This window comes from Bifidobacterium bombi DSM 19703 (assembly GCF_000737845.1).
Classification (GTDB): Bacteria; Actinomycetota; Actinomycetes; order Actinomycetales; family Bifidobacteriaceae; genus Bifidobacterium; species Bifidobacterium bombi.
In genome coordinates this window covers 1149612-1166928 of the sequence record NZ_ATLK01000001.1, presented here as the reverse complement: position 1 = coordinate 1166928, position 17317 = coordinate 1149612, and the positions used below count along the sequence as shown (strand labels likewise).

The 17317-nt window shown below is 55.2% G+C and carries 11 protein-coding genes; all 11 read left to right on the top strand.

Features of this window, described 5'->3' with window-relative positions; all coding sequences use genetic code 11:
• The first annotated feature begins 27 nt into the window (after positions 1-27).
• The gene (locus tag BBOMB_RS04425; RefSeq protein WP_044086998.1) at positions 28-972 is read left to right on the top strand and encodes a carbohydrate ABC transporter permease; all 945 of its coding nucleotides are present in this window, start codon (positions 28-30) and stop codon (positions 970-972) included.
• Entirely contained in the window at positions 969-1889 is a 921-nt protein-coding gene (locus BBOMB_RS04420) for a carbohydrate ABC transporter permease (RefSeq protein WP_044086999.1), read from the top strand. Before BBOMB_RS04425 ends, BBOMB_RS04420 begins: the two co-directional genes overlap by 4 nt.
• 193 nt (positions 1890-2082) lie before the next feature.
• Positions 2083-3459, top strand: a complete 1377-nt coding sequence (locus BBOMB_RS04415) for a glycoside hydrolase family 27 protein (RefSeq protein ID WP_044087253.1) — start codon at positions 2083-2085, stop codon at positions 3457-3459.
• Between the two features lie 236 nt (positions 3460-3695).
• Positions 3696-5309 (top strand): xylulokinase, encoded by a 1614-nt coding sequence (locus BBOMB_RS04410; protein WP_081867398.1) that lies wholly within the window; start codon positions 3696-3698, stop codon positions 5307-5309.
• A gap of 55 nt (positions 5310-5364) precedes the next feature.
• Positions 5365-6882: an L-arabinose isomerase gene (gene araA, locus BBOMB_RS04405; protein WP_044087003.1), complete on the top strand. Its 1518-nt coding sequence runs from the start codon at positions 5365-5367 to the stop codon at positions 6880-6882.
• 241 nt (positions 6883-7123) lie between these two features.
• Positions 7124-8188 carry a glycoside hydrolase family 43 protein gene (locus BBOMB_RS04400; RefSeq protein WP_044087004.1) on the top strand — a complete coding sequence of 355 codons (1065 nt, stop codon included), beginning with the start codon at positions 7124-7126 and terminating at the stop codon, positions 8186-8188.
• A gap of 326 nt (positions 8189-8514) precedes the next feature.
• A complete protein-coding gene (locus BBOMB_RS07595) occupies positions 8515-9228 on the top strand; it encodes an MFS transporter (RefSeq protein WP_081867294.1) in 714 nt (237 codons plus the stop codon).
• Between the two features lie 9 nt (positions 9229-9237).
• Positions 9238-10020, top strand: coding sequence for an MFS transporter (locus BBOMB_RS07590; protein WP_081867293.1), 783 nt, complete (start codon positions 9238-9240; stop codon positions 10018-10020).
• A gap of 909 nt (positions 10021-10929) precedes the next feature.
• Positions 10930-14379: a glycoside hydrolase family 2 TIM barrel-domain containing protein gene (locus BBOMB_RS04390; RefSeq protein WP_044087005.1), complete on the top strand. Its 3450-nt coding sequence runs from the start codon at positions 10930-10932 to the stop codon at positions 14377-14379.
• Between the two features lie 112 nt (positions 14380-14491).
• The gene (locus BBOMB_RS04385) at positions 14492-15358 is read left to right on the top strand and encodes an aldo/keto reductase (protein WP_044087006.1); all 867 of its coding nucleotides are present in this window, start codon (positions 14492-14494) and stop codon (positions 15356-15358) included.
• A 322-nt stretch (positions 15359-15680) separates the two neighbouring features.
• Complete coding sequence (arfA, locus tag BBOMB_RS04380; protein ID WP_044087007.1) at positions 15681-17207, top strand: arabinosylfuranosidase ArfA; 1527 nt, start codon at positions 15681-15683, stop codon at positions 17205-17207.
• Positions 17208-17317: the final 110 nt, after the last annotated feature.

Here is a 17317-nt window from a genome sequence, read left to right as displayed (position 1 = left end):
TAAAACGGCCAGCATGGGGAGGGATTCATGGCAAAGAAGCATTCTAAAAGGAGTTCTGGGGCTCTGAGCATCGAGGAAAACAAGAAAGCCTTATCCAGACATAATTTTTTCCTCGGCATGATATTTGTGGGACCGGCGCTGATTGTTCTCGCTATATTCGTTTTTTATCCTGCGATTAAGACGTTCATTACATCGCTGACCTCAGACAGGATCATTCGTCCAGGTAGGTTCGTCGGGTTTGACAATTATGTCAAATTATTCACCAACGCTGACTTCTGGACTGATGTGAAGAATACGCTCATCTACGCGGTGCTCTATGCTCCGCTCGTGGTCATCGTCGCGTTGTTCTTTGCACTTCTGCTCAACCGCAAGGACCTGAAGTTCGTCGGTTTCTTCCGCAGCGCCATGTTCCTGCCTTTCGTGATTTCGATGACCGTGGCTTCCATCGCATGGGACTTCATCCTCTCGCCTTCCCTTGGTCTTGTGCCCTACTGGGTTGGCAAGCTCACCGGTGTCATGCATATGGACCTTCTGGGCAGCACCTCAACGGCCATGATCACCATCGTGCTTATCACGGTCTGGAAGAATTTCGGCTACTTCATGGTCATCTTCCTAGCCGGTCTGCAGGGCATCTCGCAGGAGCTCTACGAGGCCGCGGCGCTGGACGGGGTGAACTGGTGGCAGAAGTTCCGTTACATCACCGTACCTGCCCTTCGGCCTACGTTCAACTACATCATCATCTTCGGTCTTATCGGCTCCTTCCAGGTGTTCGACCAGGTGTTCATCATGACATCCGGAGGTCCGGACCGGGCTACGGAGACCATTGTGTACCGTATCTATACCGAGGCCTTCGGAAACGGCAAACTTGGTTACGCTTCGGCGCTTTCCTATGTGCTGCTGATCATGACATTGATCGTCGGGTTGGCACAGTTGTTGAGCAACGCCAAGCATGAAAGGGAGGAACTCGCATGAGCACCGCAACGTTAACATCTCAAGCATCGGCGGCCGCCTCGACTCAGTCGGCTGAGGGCGAATTCAACGACAAGCTGCGCCGAAAAGCTCGATTCCGTCGGCGCTTCGGACTTTTCGGGACATATGCGGCCCTGATCATCATCACCGTCATCATGGTGTTCCCGCTCTTGGTCGTGATTTTCGTTTCCTTCACCCCGAACGCGATCACGGAGACCTGGCCACCGAAATTGATTCCGAGCGCCTTCACGCTGTCGAACTACACATCCTTGTTCCAGCGTCTGCCGATTGCCAGGGAGATGCTGAACACACTGGTCTTCGCTGGTGCGGTCACTATCATCTCGGTGTTCTTTGATTCCTTGGCTGCTTATGGCCTTTCTCGTATTGAGTTTAAGGGACGAGGCGTCATCCTGAACATTCTCATCGCGACGATGATGATTCCGGCCATGGCGCTGCTTATCCCCGTATACAAGCTTCTTGCGAATATGGGCTTGGTCAACAGCTACTGGGGCATCATCATCCCTCGCATGGCCGATGTGGGGGGTATCTTCCTGTTGCGTCAGTTCTTCGTTTCCATTCCGAAGGACCTCGACGCAGCCGCCCGCATCGACGGTGCGGGAGAGTTCCGTATCTTCCTTCAAATCATTCTGCCGAACGCGGTTCCTGCCATTCTTACGGTCGGCATGTTCAATCTCATGGGTAACTGGAACGACCTTCTTTGGCCGCTCATCATGACCTCGAAGCCTGAGACGCGAACCATCACAGCCGGGTTGGCCATGCTTACCGGGCATGGTTCGTCCGTCACTCCCTACGGCGTGGTGATGGCCGGTGCGTTGGTATCCGCACTGCCCCTAGTGATCGTGTTCTTCTTTATTCAGAAGCGGTTCGTCGAAGGAATCGCCATGACCGGCATGAAGTAAGGCTTTCGGAACAATATCTGCAGGGTGTCTGCTCCGGTCATGCACCGGTTGCAGACACCTTTATTTGTTGATGGGCCTTGTATATGCTAGATACTGTATTGTGCGATTCAACATGGAATTATGCGCACCCCATCGTCAACGAGGTAATGCAATGAGAGATGATAATGGTTGTTTTTCCGCGGCAAAACCGCCTATGGGTTGGAATAGTTGGGATTCGTATGGAAGCTCGGTGACGGAGGCCGAGGTGCTGTCCAACGCGGAATTCATGGCCGAACATCTGCTTCGTTTCGGATGGGACACCGTGGTCATCGACATCGATTGGTATGACCCCACAGCGAGTGCGCACCATTACAACGACGGCGCTCCGTTGCTGCTCGACGAATACGGGCGTCAGCTTCCCGACCCGGGACGGTTCCCAAGCGCCTCCGACGGCAACGGCTTCGCCTCCTTGGCGCAGCGTTTGCATGACATGGGTTTGAAACTCGGTCTGCACATGATGCGCGGAGTCCCTCGTTTGGCCGTGGAACGGCATCTGCCAGTGAAAGGCGCCGAGGGATATACGGCGGCCGACATCGCGGACAGGGAGCATGTCTGCCGCTGGAACCCCGATAATTTCGGCATCAACCAAAGCCATCCCGCGGCTCAGGCGTGGTACGACGCGCAGGTCGATCTTTTCGCCAGCTGGGGGGTGGACTTCCTGAAGGTCGATGACATGCAGGCGCCATTCTACAGCGCCGAAATCGCAGCGTATCATAAGGCCATCGTTAAGGCCGAAGCCAAATACGGCACGCAAATCGTGCTGTCGCTTTCGCCGGGAACCTGGAACAGCACCACGCATGTCGACTTCCTGCGCAAGAACGCACAGATGTGGCGGATATCCGATGATTTATGGGATCGCTGGGACGATGTGTACCAGCAGTTCGTCAGGCTTTCGCGTTGGGCGCCATTCCAGACCAATGGACATTGGGCTGATGCGGACATGCTGCCGTTGGGGCACATCGGCGTTCGCGCCCACAACGGTGACTCACGTGACTGCAAACTGACTGTTGAGGAGCGCCGCACCTTGATGGCCTTGTGGTGCATGGGTCGTTCGCCCCTGATGGTGGGTGGCGATCTGCCCACGAGCACACCTGAAACTGTGGCGTTGCTTGCGAATCCAGTCCTCAGAGAGGTGGGCGCGGGCAGTGTGGATAACCGTGAAGTAGGGCGTGAGCGAATCTATCGTGATGGTCCTGATCACCCTGACTCCTATCTTGGCGATTTGATTATATGGAGCGCCCGTGCGGCTGATTGGGGTGACGGTACGGTCAGTGCGCATCAAGATGGTTATTACGGAGCCGTGTTCTGGACTGGCAGTGAGGCTCATGAGATAGACGAGGCCATCGAATTACAGACGTTTGTGGGCATTGAGAATGCTCGGACCGATTACAAGCTTACGGATTTGTTTGCTGACGTGGTTGATGGTGCTTCGGGGGCTGCGGCACGTCTTGACGGCTCCGGTGCCGATAGGATGATTCGCGGCACGGTGCCGGCACACGGAGTGCTCTGGTTTGCCATAGACCCGCGTTGACGACTTACGATCAGTGCTTTTGTATCGTCATGTTCGCCGGGGAGTTCCACCTCGGTGGGCTTGACGTTCTGGTGTTCGGCGTGCGTAAGCGCAAATTCGTCTAAGCCACGCGGAGGTTGTGCCAATAGGACTCTGTGGGTACAATATACCCAAGGAATGTTAGCGCTCACAACAGTGATGTGCGTCATGGTGGACGTAGAAAGGCGGAACCCGTGATGGTGGCGAAGGCAACCGGAATGGAACGAAGTACGCAAGCAGGCAGTATCTCCTCAGGCAGGACGAGCCTGGGCATAGAGTTCGGTTCGACTCGTATCAAGGCGGTGCTTATAGATTCCCAGACCTATGAGACTCTGGCCTCGGGCGACTATGGCTGGGAGAACAGGCTCGAGGACGGTCTGTGGACCTACTCGCTCGACGATATATGGACGGGCCTGCAAAGCGCGTATGCCGCGCTCGCGGCGGATGTAGAAGAGCGTTACGGCCAGCCGCTGGCCACCACCGGAGCCATAGGGTTCTCCGCGATGATGCACGGCTATCTCGCCTTCGACAAGGACGGTGAACTTCTGGTCCCCTTCCGCACCTGGCGCAACACCAATACGCATGAGGCCCATGAGAAGTTATCAGAGCTCTTCCAATACAACATCCCGGAACGGTGGTCCATCGCCCACCTGTATCAGTGCATGCTGGACGGCGAAGAGCACGTGCCTAGTGTGGCGTACTTCACGACTCTTGCCGGCTACGTACATTGGAAGCTCACCGGGCGCAAGGTGCTTGGGGTGGGGGATGCATCCGGAATGTTCCCCATCGATCCTAAGACCCATGATTGGAACAAACGGTTCATTGCTCAGTTCGATGAGCTTGAGGAATCCAAGGCTCAGCCATGGAAGCTCACCGATTTGCTTCCGCAGGTTCTTGTGGCGGGGCAGGATGCGGGGACGCTCACCGAGGCTGGGGCGAAGCTGCTTGACCCCAGTGGCGTCCTGCAAGCGGGCATCGCTGTGGCCCCTCCGGAGGGTGATGCTGGAACCGGCATGATAGCGACGAATTCAGTGCGCGTAGGTACCGGCAACGTATCGGCCGGCACCTCGATTTTCGCCACGGTCGTTCTTGACCACAGCCTCGCCAAGTTCCACCCGGAAATCGATCTGGTGTCCACTCCGGCAGGCGAGGCCGCAGGAATGAGCCACGCGAACAACTTCACCTCCGACCTCAACGCATGGGTATCGGTGTTCTCTGACTTCGCCGACGCGCTCGGCGTGAAGGTTGGCGGAGGCGAGCTGTATTCAGCGCTGTTCAACGCCGCCATCGGTCCGCAGGCCGATCCGGATGCCGGCGGGCTGCTCAACTACTGCTTCTACTCGGGCGAGTTCCTGGCAGGTCTTGAAGAAGGCCGCCCCGTCTTCGCCCGGGGCCCGGAGTCGAGGATGAACCTGGCGAACTTCATGCGCGCGCAGCTTTTCGGCGCCTTCTGCCCGGTGACGATCGGGATGAACATCATGACGCGGCAGGAGGACGTGAAAGTCACCTCGATGGTCGGGCATGGCGGCATCTTCAAGACACCTAGAGTCGCTCAGAAGATTCTCGCAGGCGCGTTCAACGCGCCGATCACAGTCATGTCAACGGCTGCGGAAGGCGGGGCATGGGGGATGGCCGTCCTGGCCGACTATCTCGGTCATGCCGACATGCCGCTTGAGGACTATTTGGAAAGCTGTGTCTTCAAGGATGCGCAATCCACCACCGAACAGCCTGATCCGAAGGATGTGGAGGGATTCCAAGCATTCTTCGAGCAGTTCGAGAAGAGCCTGCCAATCGAGCGGGCAGCCATAGAATCCATATCTTTGGAACGCTGAGTTCCAGCGGTTCTGATGTATCGTCCAAACAAACAACCATGCAAAGGAAGTCAATATGACATTCGAAAATCCATATGAAGGCAAGACAATCTGGTTTGCCGTCGGCTCACAAGATCTCTATGGCGAAGACACCCTGCGCCAGGTGGCTGAGCAATCCACGCAGATCGTTGACTCGCTCAACGCCACGGGGAAGATTCCGGTCAGGCTTGTGCTCAAGCCCACGCTGAAGTCGTCCGACGGGGTCAAGGAGTTCATGACCGGCGCCAGCGCCGACCCGAGCTGCATCGGCGTCATCGCATGGATGCATACGTTCTCTCCGGCCAAGATGTGGATTCGTGGGCTTCAGGTGCTCACCAAGCCGTTGCTGCAGCTTAACACGCAGTTCCACAAGGAGATTCCGTGGAGCACCATCGACATGGACTTCATGAACCTCAACCAGGCCGCGCATGGCGACCGCGAGTTCGGCTACATCGTCTCCCGTCTCGGCATCCCGCGCAAGATCGTGGTCGGGCACTATAGCGATCCGGAAGTCTGCGAACGCATCGGCACTTGGGCGCGTGCCTGCACAGGCTGGAGCGAAGCTCAGAACATGAAGGTCATGCGTTGGGGCGACAACATGCGCAACGTGGCGGTCACCGAGGGCGATAAGACCGAGGCCGAGCGAGTCTTCGGCACCCAGGTCAACACCTGGGCCGTCAACGAGCTGGTCGGCTATTACGAAAAGGTCGGCGACGCTCAGATCGACGACATCATCGAGGATTACAAGGCCAAGTACGATGTGGTTCCCGAGCTGCTTGACGCGCGTCTGGATGAGCTTAAAGTGCAGGCTCGTGAGGAGGCTGCCATGGTCAACATGATGAGGGACAACGGTGCGACCGCCTGCGTGGATAACTTCGAGGATCTCGCTACGTTGCCCCAGCTTCCCGGCGTCGCTGCACAGCGTATGCCGAGCGAGTATGGTTTCGGCTTCTCTGCTGAAGGCGATTGGAAGACCTCGATGCTGGTGCGCGTCGGCAATGTGATGGGCTACGGCCTTGAAGGCGGGGCAAGCCTCATGGAGGATTACTCCTACAACTTCGTCTCTGGGCATGAGATGGACATGGGTTCGCACATGCTAGAGGTATCGCCCTCCATCGGCACCATCGCCAAGCCGCGTCTGGAGATTCACCCGCTCGGTATCGGCGGCAAATCCGATCCCGCGCGTCTGGTCTTCACCGCCGCCCCTCACAAGGGCGCCGTGGTGGTCTCCATGGCCGATATGCGTGAGCGCTTCCGTCTGTTGATGGATGTAGTGGATGTGGTCGAACCTGAGGGAAGCTTGGAGAAGCTGCCTTGCGCCCGCGCGCTGTGGGAGCCGCGCCCGAGCCTCAAGATCGCTGCCGAATGCTGGCTGCGCGCCGGCGGGTCCCACCACACCTGCATGACAACTTCCGTTGGTCGTGAGGCTTGGGAGGACTTCGCCCGCATTGCCGGAGTGGAACTTTCCACAATCGACGAGCGCACGGAGCCTCGTCAGTTCGAGCATGAGCTTGAATTGAGCGAGATGGTGCACAGGCTCGATAACCGCAAGTAGCCCGTGACTGAAATAAATACGATATAACGTAGTTATCTGCATATGTTGTTGTTGCCTTATAGGCCATCATTATTTACTAAATAATATGTGTTTGTGATGAATGGGAATTAATGATTTGGCAAACTACGGCTTTATGGCAGCGCATACATATGCAGATAACTGATCTTAATGGAAGATTTACTCATTGGTACATTGGCCCAAGCGATGAGGGGTCATCTGATTTATGGAATAAAGAGGATTTATGCAAGATGAAAGGCCATATGGCTATCTGCTGATTCATTTCATCGAAGATCCCGATAATTATGCGGAGCGAATCTATCTGGATCTTTCGGACGGTGACAAGCCGAACAGCTGGAAACCACTCAATGGGGGAGAGCCGGTGCTTACCTCACGGCTGGGTACATCCGGTGTCCGAGACCCCTACCTGGTCCGTAATCCGCAGACCGGACGTGTTTACATAATAGCGACTGATTTGCGTGTTTTCGGTAATGGTGGTGGTTCTGATTGTAATACGGATTGGAATTCATTCTCCCATCACGGCAGTACGAATCTCATCGTCTGGCAGTCCGATGACATGGTGCACTGGGGGCAGGCCAGCTCGCTTGACGTATCAGCCAGAGGTGATGGCTCGCATGCGCAGCTGGGCATGGCCTGGGCTCCGGAAGCCACGTGGGTTCCGGATTATTATCCGCAAGGGCATGGCGGCGGTCGCGGCGCGTTCGTTCTCTATTGGTCGAGCAAAGTATTCGCGAATGTCGATTGCCTACATGAGGATCCCAATGTGTATGACCGTGTGCTCTGGGGAGTGACGACCGATTTCACTCAGGACACGTTCGTTTTCGGTGGCATCTTCATCGATCGCGGCCACGACACCATCGATACTACGATGCTTCAGCTCACGTCACCCACAGGGGTCAAGCGTACGTACCGAGCCACGAAGGACAATGGGCCTCACGCGAACATCTGGCTTGATGCCACTGACGACCCACGTTGGTGGCTTCCTCAGGCACAATGGACACTGCTTCAAGAGAACATCGGCGCTGACTGGACCGAGAACGGCGATCCCGGCGGGGTGGAAGGCCCGGCTCTCTTCGCGTCGCACAGTGATTCCGCCGTCTATTTATATGTGGATGTGATACCTTCCATTGGATATCGGCCAATGATCAGTTCCGACCCGGACCGTGGGTTCTCGTACATGGACATCGATGATTTCCATATGCGAGCCCATACGAAGCATGGCGGTGTACTGTCGCTTACCCGAGCTGAATATGAGCGTCTGCAAGCCGCTGATGGGTACATCGGCTAATGTCGCGGAACCGGTCACAGGAATCCGGTTTTCCGGGTTTCATTTCCAAGGTGCAGTCGAAGGATATCATTCAGCCGGTCTCCTTGGAGGATTAATAGACATAGGTGTGTGAGCCAATACGCATATCAAAGATGATGACGATTTTGGGCAGGTGTATAAAAATGCGGTATCGTTCCCGCTTCACCGGCTTTTCGAAGGTACGGTAAACGAAAGGCGGACCCCTTTGAGGTTTCCTGGAAGACAACTGGTAAAATTACTGTCAAGCGTCAAGTGATCGTACATTCAGCAATCGGATACGGGGTGGGGATTTCTTCAGCGGCGGACAAATGACGTTTATCGGGACTTATCATAACCTGTTTTGGACGCGCTTCTGTGGCATGTCGATCGCCACCGCACAGACGTTCATCGGTTTGAGCACACTCGTCAGTGCGATTGTCGCCCTATGCTTCGTGGTATTGGACGACAATCTTTACCGTTTTTGCATAGGCCGACGATTTGGCAGGAGGCGTCTTGTCCTGCTCGTCGTTGCACCGCTTGTTCTGCTCGGTGCTCTGATGTGGATTCCCGGCATCCCGGTTCCTCTCTATTTTCTGACCTATGTATTCTGGATCGTCTTGGCACAGCTCTTTGCCGCCGCATATAATCCTCTTGCGGGTGAAATGACACGTAATTTCAACGAGCGCAACCTCCTTTCAACCACACGGTTGACGATATCGTCACTCGCCGGCACGGTGATATTGCTTGCCAGCGGCGTCGTTCTTAAGGTCTTCGGCGATCGCCGTCCCCAAGGGTACATGATTCTTGCTGTCACGACCGTAATGTTTTTTTCGGCGGCGGTGTTCATCTGCTGGCGATCCACTTGGGAAATGACGCATGAGGAGGCTGGTTTCGCACGATATTCGTCTGATGACGGTGACGGCATGAAGGGTATCCAAGCGTCTTCTGCGGCGGGTGGCAGGGGGAGCCAGTCTGGTGGTTACGGCAGGTTCGCATCGTTACCTCTTATGGTGCGTGGCGTTTCCAAAGCGATTGGCGAATAGGCGAGTACGCTGAGGCTTTCCGTCTTTCGCAAGCATCTTTCCGTTTATCTGCTCATCCAGATTTCAGGTGACGTATTCGGACAGGTGTTTGTGTTCTTCGTGGTCTATGACTGGAACCGCACCGCCGCTTTTGCGTCTCTTCTGCTTTCATCAGGAGTCATATGTTTGCCTTTGATGCCGTTGTTTAACACCCTGCTTTCACGCATGGGCCCCCAAGCCGCTGTACGGCGCGGGTTTCGCTGGCGCTCTCGGCTCATTGGTTTTGATTTCGTGGCCGTCGCAATGTCGGTCAGACTGTCGGAATCATCATGGACGCTCCTTGCGGTCATGGGATCCTTGCTCTTTTTCGTGTTCCGTTCTTTGTACGGATTTCTTCCTTGGGCGATGTTCCCCTATATTTCAGATGTAGATCAAGTCATGACCGGGCGTTATCGTCCTGCCACCTACTCGGGAATTCAAGCCTGTCTTCGACAGACGTGCTCAGGGTTGTCGAACATCCTTGTAGGCATGATTCTTATGTGGGCGGGCTTCGATTCCAGGCGCCCCTGGCAACCGCAAAGCGCCAGGGCGGCCTTGGCCGTGTTGATGTTCGGATGGGTTTCCGTTTCCTTGGTCATGTGCTGGTTGATCTGCCGCACTTTGACTCTGGATAGGCACACTGATGGGATCGTGTTGGAAGAGATCGACCGTGTGCGTGCTGGTGGCGATCCGAGTGACGTCGCCCCTGTCGACCGTGACGTGATCGAATCGCTCATCGGACATCCATACTGCCGTGTTTCCCCGTCAAGATAAGCCTGTATAGGTGAAGAGTGAAGAGTTGTCTGCATGCACTCGTTGGACCGTCTTTGGGCAAGCCTACCTGATTCTACGGGGCAGCATCGTTCATGGTCATGGATTTCTCGGGCGAATGCCGGAATCTGATCCAAGATCGCGTTGATGCTACAGGTGGTTCCGGCTTCCAGCTGTTAGGCATACTGGCGGTTCATTCATTATATCGTGTTGTCCTCGTTCTCAAGGCATGTCTTACATGTCGCAGCTCCTTTGATTTCTTTGGTTTGTGACAAGGATGTCTGGTTTGAACGTGCACAGGTCTGTGATGTCAGTCGTTGTGCAGGTCGTTAGGCGAATCATGGGACGAGCCTTGTGCCGGCGGATACCCTTCTGACGCGGGGCTTCTTCGAATGAAGTGCACAGATGAGACCGTGGAGGTTATGATGACGACGTGTTTGCTTGATACGGTCTCAATCGTCATATGGCAATCGGTCCGTCTTCGAAACCTAAGGGCGGGGGCTTTCCGGATTTTGCAAAAATTCGTTCGTGTCCTCCAGTGGCATCGCGATCGCCTTGTCGCACATGATCGGGACACGACAGGAGGATTCGCATCGCTCATGTTACGGACAAGCATGCATAGCTGCTTTCACGGGAATAGACGTCGTTCTGTGTTTTTGCTCTCTCGTGGCCAATTCAAAGAAGCTGACCGTTAGGCTTGCAACGTTCCTTGCTCGTTTGTGACGGTCAGATTGCATGTTTCGTCTCATTCCTGATTTGCGGGAAAGTTCACATATCGGTCTGTGCCCCTATGATTTGTCCAATTGGCGATTCTGCTTACTGTGACTACTACCATTGTTCTTGGAAGTACGATGGCATACCTCGCTCCCGGCTCTGTGGCCGCTGCGTTGAAGCAAAGGATAAAGGATAGCTGTGTTTATACGACGTTACTACGAAGATCCTTCTCAACTCCATGTCGGTGCAGAGCCGCCACATGCTTATTTTGTACCGGATTCGGTTCCTGGCGATTTGCGTGGTGATCTGCGCATGCAGTCACCTAGGTTCGTGTGCCTTGATGGGGAATGGGGTTTTCACTATTACCACAGTGTTTATGACTTGGATGCGGAAGTCTCCAGAGCACAGATAGAAGGTTCCAAACCATTCTACGACATCGATTTTGATATGTGTTGCGATGACGGTACTGGTGTGTATGGCACGATTCCCGTTCCTTCCGTATGGCAGATGCAAGGTTATGACCATCAGCAGTATACCAACGTCGAGTATCCGTTTCCCTATGATCCGCCGTTCGTTCCGCAGGACAACCCATGTGGAGTGTATCTGCGGGATTTCGACTATGAGGTCGATTCGAAGGCTCCTAGGGCTTTCCTGAATTTCGAAGGGGTGGACTCCTGTTTCTACGTGTGGATGAACGGTGTACTGGTGGGCTATAGCCAGGTGAGTCATTCCACTACGGAATTCGAAGTAACCGACTTGCTGCGTCCGGGTCGCAACCGAGTGGTGGTGCTTGTCCTTAAATGGTGCGATGGCAGCTACTTGGAAGATCAGGACAAATTCAGGATGAGTGGAATTTTCCGCAGTGTCTATCTGCTACGGCGTCCGAAAGAGGGAATACGAGATTATTTTGTTCGTACGGACCTCAACGCCGACTATAGTGCGGCGAGGGTGAGTGTCGACGTCGATTTTCTGATGTCGGGGCATCCCAGCCAGAGAGGAACGCTCGAGTCCGATGAGATTTCAGGTTCTGTCGTGGTGTCTCGTGACGGTATATTGGCTGATTCGGCCGTAGAAGGTGTTTTCTGTCCTATTTCGGCGTCACTGTACGGTCCTGATGATGAATTCGTAGGACGAACTAAGGCAGTGGTCGAGAACGGCAAGGCGAACCTGACTTGGGACATCAGTACACCGCAATTATGGAACGCCGAAGAGCCTAATCTGTACCGTTTGGAGCTGGAGACGTTCGCTCCGTGTACTGTCCACGATGTTTCCGCTTGTGGAAACGAACCTACACCTGTCGAGATTATTACCGATTATATAGGGATACGTGAGGTTCATGCCGAGGGCAATGTGGTCAAGGTGAATGGCAACCCCATCAAGATCCATGGTGTCAACCGCCATGACAGTGACCCAAAAACCGGTTTTACGATCAGCCAGGACCAACTGATGCATGATCTGACGTTGATGAAGGAACATAACGTCAATGCCATCCGCACCAGCCATTACCCCAACTCGCCGCAGTATTATGCGCTGTTCGACCGGCTCGGATTCTATGTCATAGCGGAAGCTGATATCGAATCGCATGGCATCGAATCCCTTTATGGTAGACATTCAAAGGGCGGTGACTTTGACTTATGGAACGGCAAAATCGCTGACGAGCCCAGGTTCACCCGCTCCATTGTGGATCGTGTGCAGCGCAACGTGGAGGGGCAGAAGAATCATCCGGCCGTGGTCATATGGTCTATGGGGAATGAATCCGGGTACGGGTGTGGCTTCGAAGAAGCTCTCAAATGGACGAAGCTACGGGATTCGACTCGCCTGACGCACTATGAATCCGCTATTCACGGCTCTCCGCGGGTGGGTTTGGACTATTCCAATCTTGATATTTATTCGCGTATGTACCCTTCGGTGAAGATGATCGACGACTATTTCACCCCAGAAGGACCTCATGGGGTATGCAAGACCGGTGATGACGGGAACGGCGGATTGCGACCTTTCTTCCTATGTGAGTTCTGTCATGCCATGGGTAATGGCCCTGGCGATTTGGAGGAGTATTTCGAGGCGTTCCAACGGCACGACGGTTTGATGGGCGGCTGTGTATGGGAGTGGTGCGACCATGCCATCGACAAAGGGCGCGACCTGGAAGGGCATAAGGTTTACCTATATGGCGGTGACCACGGCGAATTCCCGCATCAAGGGAACTTCTGCATGGATGGCTTGGTCTATCCGGACCGTAAGCCACACACTGGTCTCAAAGAGTTCAAAAACGTGTTCCGCCCCGCTCGTGTAGTCGGTTTTGATGCGTCTACCGGGGTGTTCAGAGTTCATAATTACATGGATTTTGTGGATTTGTCGGACTATGTCACGTTCTCCTGGGAATTGCTTGTGGATGGCAGGACTCAAATGCGCGGCTGTTTCGCGCCGACCGGTGGAAAGTGCGACCCATCTGAAACTTGCGACGTTGCTGCCGAGACTTATTGCGGTTCGGTCCCGAGTATTCCGGCTCATGGTGAGGCCGAGCTGAGACTGCCTGCATTCGACGTGCCTGAGCTGGGTAAGGTGACTTTGCTTGTCCACTACAGGCTCAGGCATGCCGATGAGGTGCTTCCTGCCGGTTTTGATCTCGGTTTCGATCAGGTCGATGTGGCGCTGGAAGGCCGGTCCAACCTGGCGGCTCAGGCGGTGCTTGCGGCTGGAACGACTTCGTCTGCGGTGGCTTCGGCAAGGGCGGCTTCGTCAGTTTCGGCACCTTCGGCAACGGCTGGTACTGCTATCAATGATTCACCCATCCGGTTGGAAGGCGACTCGCGTTCGATCGCAGTCCGCGGCCGCGATTGGCGGTACGAATTCGACAGGAGAACCGGTCTGGTCTGCTCGATGTCGGTCGGGCAGAGGCAGCTGCTCGCAAAGCCTGCCGAATTGAATGTGTGGCGTGCTCCAACGGATAACGATATCCAGGTCAAGCACGAGTGGGAGTCGGCCGGCTACTCGCGCTGTGGTTCGCGTGCATACAGCTGTGAGGCGGAGCTGGAGAAGGGAGGTTCCGTTGCCGTAGTGAATGCAGATATCGCTTTGGTAGCACCGGTCATCCAGCCACTTGCCAAGGTGCATGCACGTTGGACCGTGTACGTCAACGGTGTGTTGGATGTGAGACTTCGAGTCGAGCGCGATGCCGATACGTTCCCCTTCCTGCCGCGTTTCGGCCTACGGCTGTTCCTGCCGAAATCGATGAACCGCGTGGAATATTGCGGCTATGGGCCTTATGAAAGCTATGTGGACAAGCATCGTTCCAGTTGGTACGGTGATTTTGTCAGTTCGCCCCAAGGTTTTGCCGAGCATTACCTTAAGCCACAGGAGAATGGTTCCCATTGGGGCTGCGATTTGGTGGATCTGAGTGGGTGTGGGCTAAGGCTTGCAATCGCGTCTCCGACGCCGTTCTCATTCAGCTGTCTGCCTTACACCGAAGAGGAACTTACGAGCAAGGCCCATGATTTCGAGCTTGAGGAATCCGCATACACGATCCTGTGCTTGGACTATGCGCAGTCGGGCGTCGGCTCGAACTCATGCGGGCCGGCTTTGGATGAGCGCTACCGACTTGATAGTGCCTCCTTCGAATTCGCTCTTACACTGCAGCCGCAGACGTACTGAGGCCTTTTTGGTTGAATGGTTTCGGCGATTCATGTCGGATGTGTTCGCGAGAACGTCGTCTGACGTGGGTGCTTGCATGGTATCTACTGTGCTAAGGAATGAAAGGGCTGAAATGAATATACAGAACGACACTGAAAGCGTGCCACGGGTACACCTGAACGACGACAGCGAGATACCGCAGGTGGGTCTGGGTGTACTTCATATTGGTGATGACGAGGTACAGGATATAGTCGAATGCGCGCTTGGCGTTGGATATCGTCATATCGATGCGGCTGCGGGTTACGAGAATGAAGGCGGTGTGGGCCGTGCGTTGGCAGCCACCGGCTTTGACCGGGGGCCGGACCGTGAGTCCCTGTGGGTCACCACCAAGCTCAAGGATTCGGAACAGGGATATGACAGTGCATTGAAAGCCTTTGACAGACAGATCGGTTTGCTTGGTCTGGACTATATCGACATGTATATGTTGCATTGGCCCACCCCTTTCAACTGGCGTTCGGGGGAGACTTGGAACGCGTTCAGGCGTCTGCGTTCAGAGGGTCGTGTGCGTACGCTGGGCGTATGCAACTTCCTTCCCGAACATCTGGAGCGTCTTCACAGCGAAACCGGTGAGTGGCCCGCCGTCAACCAGATTGAGTTGCATCCCACTTGGCAGCAGCGCGAGGTCGTGTCTTTCTGTCGTGAACACGGAATCGCCGTGGAAGCGTATTCGCCAATCGCCCGCGGGGCGGATTTCGCGGCAGGCGGTGGGATCGTGGAGTCCATCGCCAATGCCCACGGGGTTTCGCCTGCTCAGGTGATTTTGCGATGGCACGTCGAAGAGGGCTTCATCGTCATTCCGAAATCCGTACATGAGGAACGGCAGCGTGAGAATCTCGACGTATTCGGGTTCGAGCTGAGCGATGAGGAGCACAAGGCCATAAGCGCCCTTGACGGCAACGGTTCCATGGGCCACGATCCGATGACCTTTACGTACGCATGACCTTCCTCTCATCCCGGCGCCTGGCCATTCGGCAGTGGCGAGGCGCCGGGGGTATGTGGGGTGGCGCGTGAGACGAACAGCCTGCTTGTACCTGGGCGAAGTCTTTCATCAGGTTGATCCAGGTTCCTATAGGCCGCTTCAGCGCCCGGATGGTCGTGAAGTGCCTCACTGAATAAATCCGGACATTGCGCAATCGGTCACGTGTCGTATTTACTACGATGTAAACTAGGTTCTGCAATACAACAAAGATTTGTTTCCGGTAGAGGGAGCGCTTCTTAAAGGCGAGAAACTGCTATCGCGATTACACACAGGGGAGTCAAGATTGAACAATACAATTCAGCATGCGAAGTTGGTTGTAGACAAGGCATTCGAACTTTCGCCGGTGAGTGACCGGCTGTTCGGCTCATTTGTAGAGCATCTAGGTCGTTGCGTGTACAGCGGCATCTATGAGCCCGGCCATCCGACGGCCGATGCCGACGGATTCCGTCAGGACGTCATCGACCTGGTGAAGGAGCTAGGGGTGACGACCGTCCGTTATCCGGGCGGCAACTTCGTTTCAGGCTATCGCTGGGAGGACGGCGTAGGTCCGGCCGACAAGCGCCCGAATCGGCTTGATCTGGCATGGCATTCCACGGAGACCAACCAGTTCGGTCTTCACGAGATGGCCAAATGGCTGGAGAAGACCGGCGGCAACGAGCTTATGGAAGCCGTGAATCTGGGCACCCGCGGACTTGAGGAGGCGCTCGACCTGCTCGAATACGCGAACGTTCCTAGCGGAACCAAGCTCTCCGAGGCACGTCGGGCGAACGGTGCGGACAAGCCGTTCAACATACGTATGTGGTGTCTTGGCAACGAGATGGACGGACCGTGGCAGCTGGGACACAAAAACGCCGACGACTACGGCAAGCTTGCGGCGAGCGTGGCGGCTGGAATGCGTCAGATGGATCCGGACCTCGAACTTGTGGTGTGTGGTTCCTCGTCCCACTCGATGGAGACGTTCGGGCAATGGGAGGAAACCGTCCTCGATCATACATACGATAATGTGGACTTCGTTTCATGTCATGCATACTATCAGCCCGAAAACGGCGATATGGCAAGTTTCCTTGCTTCAGGAGTGGACATGGACGGGTTCATCAGTGATGTGTACAGTGCCATTGAAGCCGTACGTTCACGCCGCAAAAGCAACCACAAGGTATATATATCATTCGATGAGTGGAACGTCTGGTATCAGGGTTGTGAGGCCAGTCGTAGCCCGGAGGGCATCGACAACTGGCCGCAGGCGCCGCATCTGCTTGAAGATGTGTACAGCGCAGCCGATGCCGTGGTGGTGGGGGACCTTCTGATCACTCTGCTTCGCAATGTCGATAAGGTCAAATCCGCAAGCCTGGCGCAGCTGGTCAACGTCATTGCGCCGATCATGACCGAACCCGGTGGGTCGGCATGGCGTCAAACCACGTTCTACCCGTTCGCGCTTACGGCGAAGTATGCCCACGGCGCTGTGGCGCTTCAACCTAAGCTGGAGTCCGATGCCACTGCGACCAAGAAGTTTGGCGATGTCGACATGGTGAACGCCGTGGCTGTCACCCAGAGTGACGGTTCCGTGACGGTCTTTGCTTCGAACCGTTCGCTGCAGACGTCGGCCCACTTCGAGATCGATCTTCCTGAAGACACCGATTTGAAGCGTATAGATGTGCAGACCTTGCATGAGGATGATATCTACGCTGCGAATACGAAGGATGAGCAGAATCGTGTAACGCTGCACCGCAATGACTCAGTCAAAGTCGAAGGGCGACATACCCTGAGTGTGGACCTGCCTGCGGTTTCATGGACCGCCATTCATATAGGCTGAAATCTGGCTGAATCTTGGTCTTTTACGAGATCTGCGAGATGCGGAAGGTACGGTTGTAGTGGTTCATGCATCACAAGGATTCTTGTGTGGGACGTTCCTGATGGATTCGG

Excerpts from the sequence above, each read along its gene's own strand:
- BBOMB_RS04425 (WP_044086998.1), top strand. The coding sequence starts at position 28 with ATGGCAAAGAAGCATTCTAAAAGGAGTTCTGGGGCTCTGAGCATCGAG.
- BBOMB_RS04420 (WP_044086999.1), top strand. The coding sequence starts at position 969 with ATGAGCACCGCAACGTTAACATCTCAAGCATCGGCGGCCGCCTCGACT.
- BBOMB_RS04415 (WP_044087253.1), top strand. The coding sequence starts at position 2,083 with ATGGGTTGGAATAGTTGGGATTCGTATGGAAGCTCGGTGACGGAGGCC.
- BBOMB_RS04410 (WP_081867398.1), top strand. The coding sequence starts at position 3,696 with ATGGAACGAAGTACGCAAGCAGGCAGTATCTCCTCAGGCAGGACGAGC.
- araA (WP_044087003.1), top strand. The coding sequence starts at position 5,365 with ATGACATTCGAAAATCCATATGAAGGCAAGACAATCTGGTTTGCCGTC.
- BBOMB_RS04400 (WP_044087004.1), top strand. The coding sequence starts at position 7,124 with ATGCAAGATGAAAGGCCATATGGCTATCTGCTGATTCATTTCATCGAA.
- BBOMB_RS07595 (WP_081867294.1), top strand. The coding sequence starts at position 8,515 with ATGACGTTTATCGGGACTTATCATAACCTGTTTTGGACGCGCTTCTGT.
- BBOMB_RS04385 (WP_044087006.1), top strand. The coding sequence starts at position 14,492 with ATGAATATACAGAACGACACTGAAAGCGTGCCACGGGTACACCTGAAC.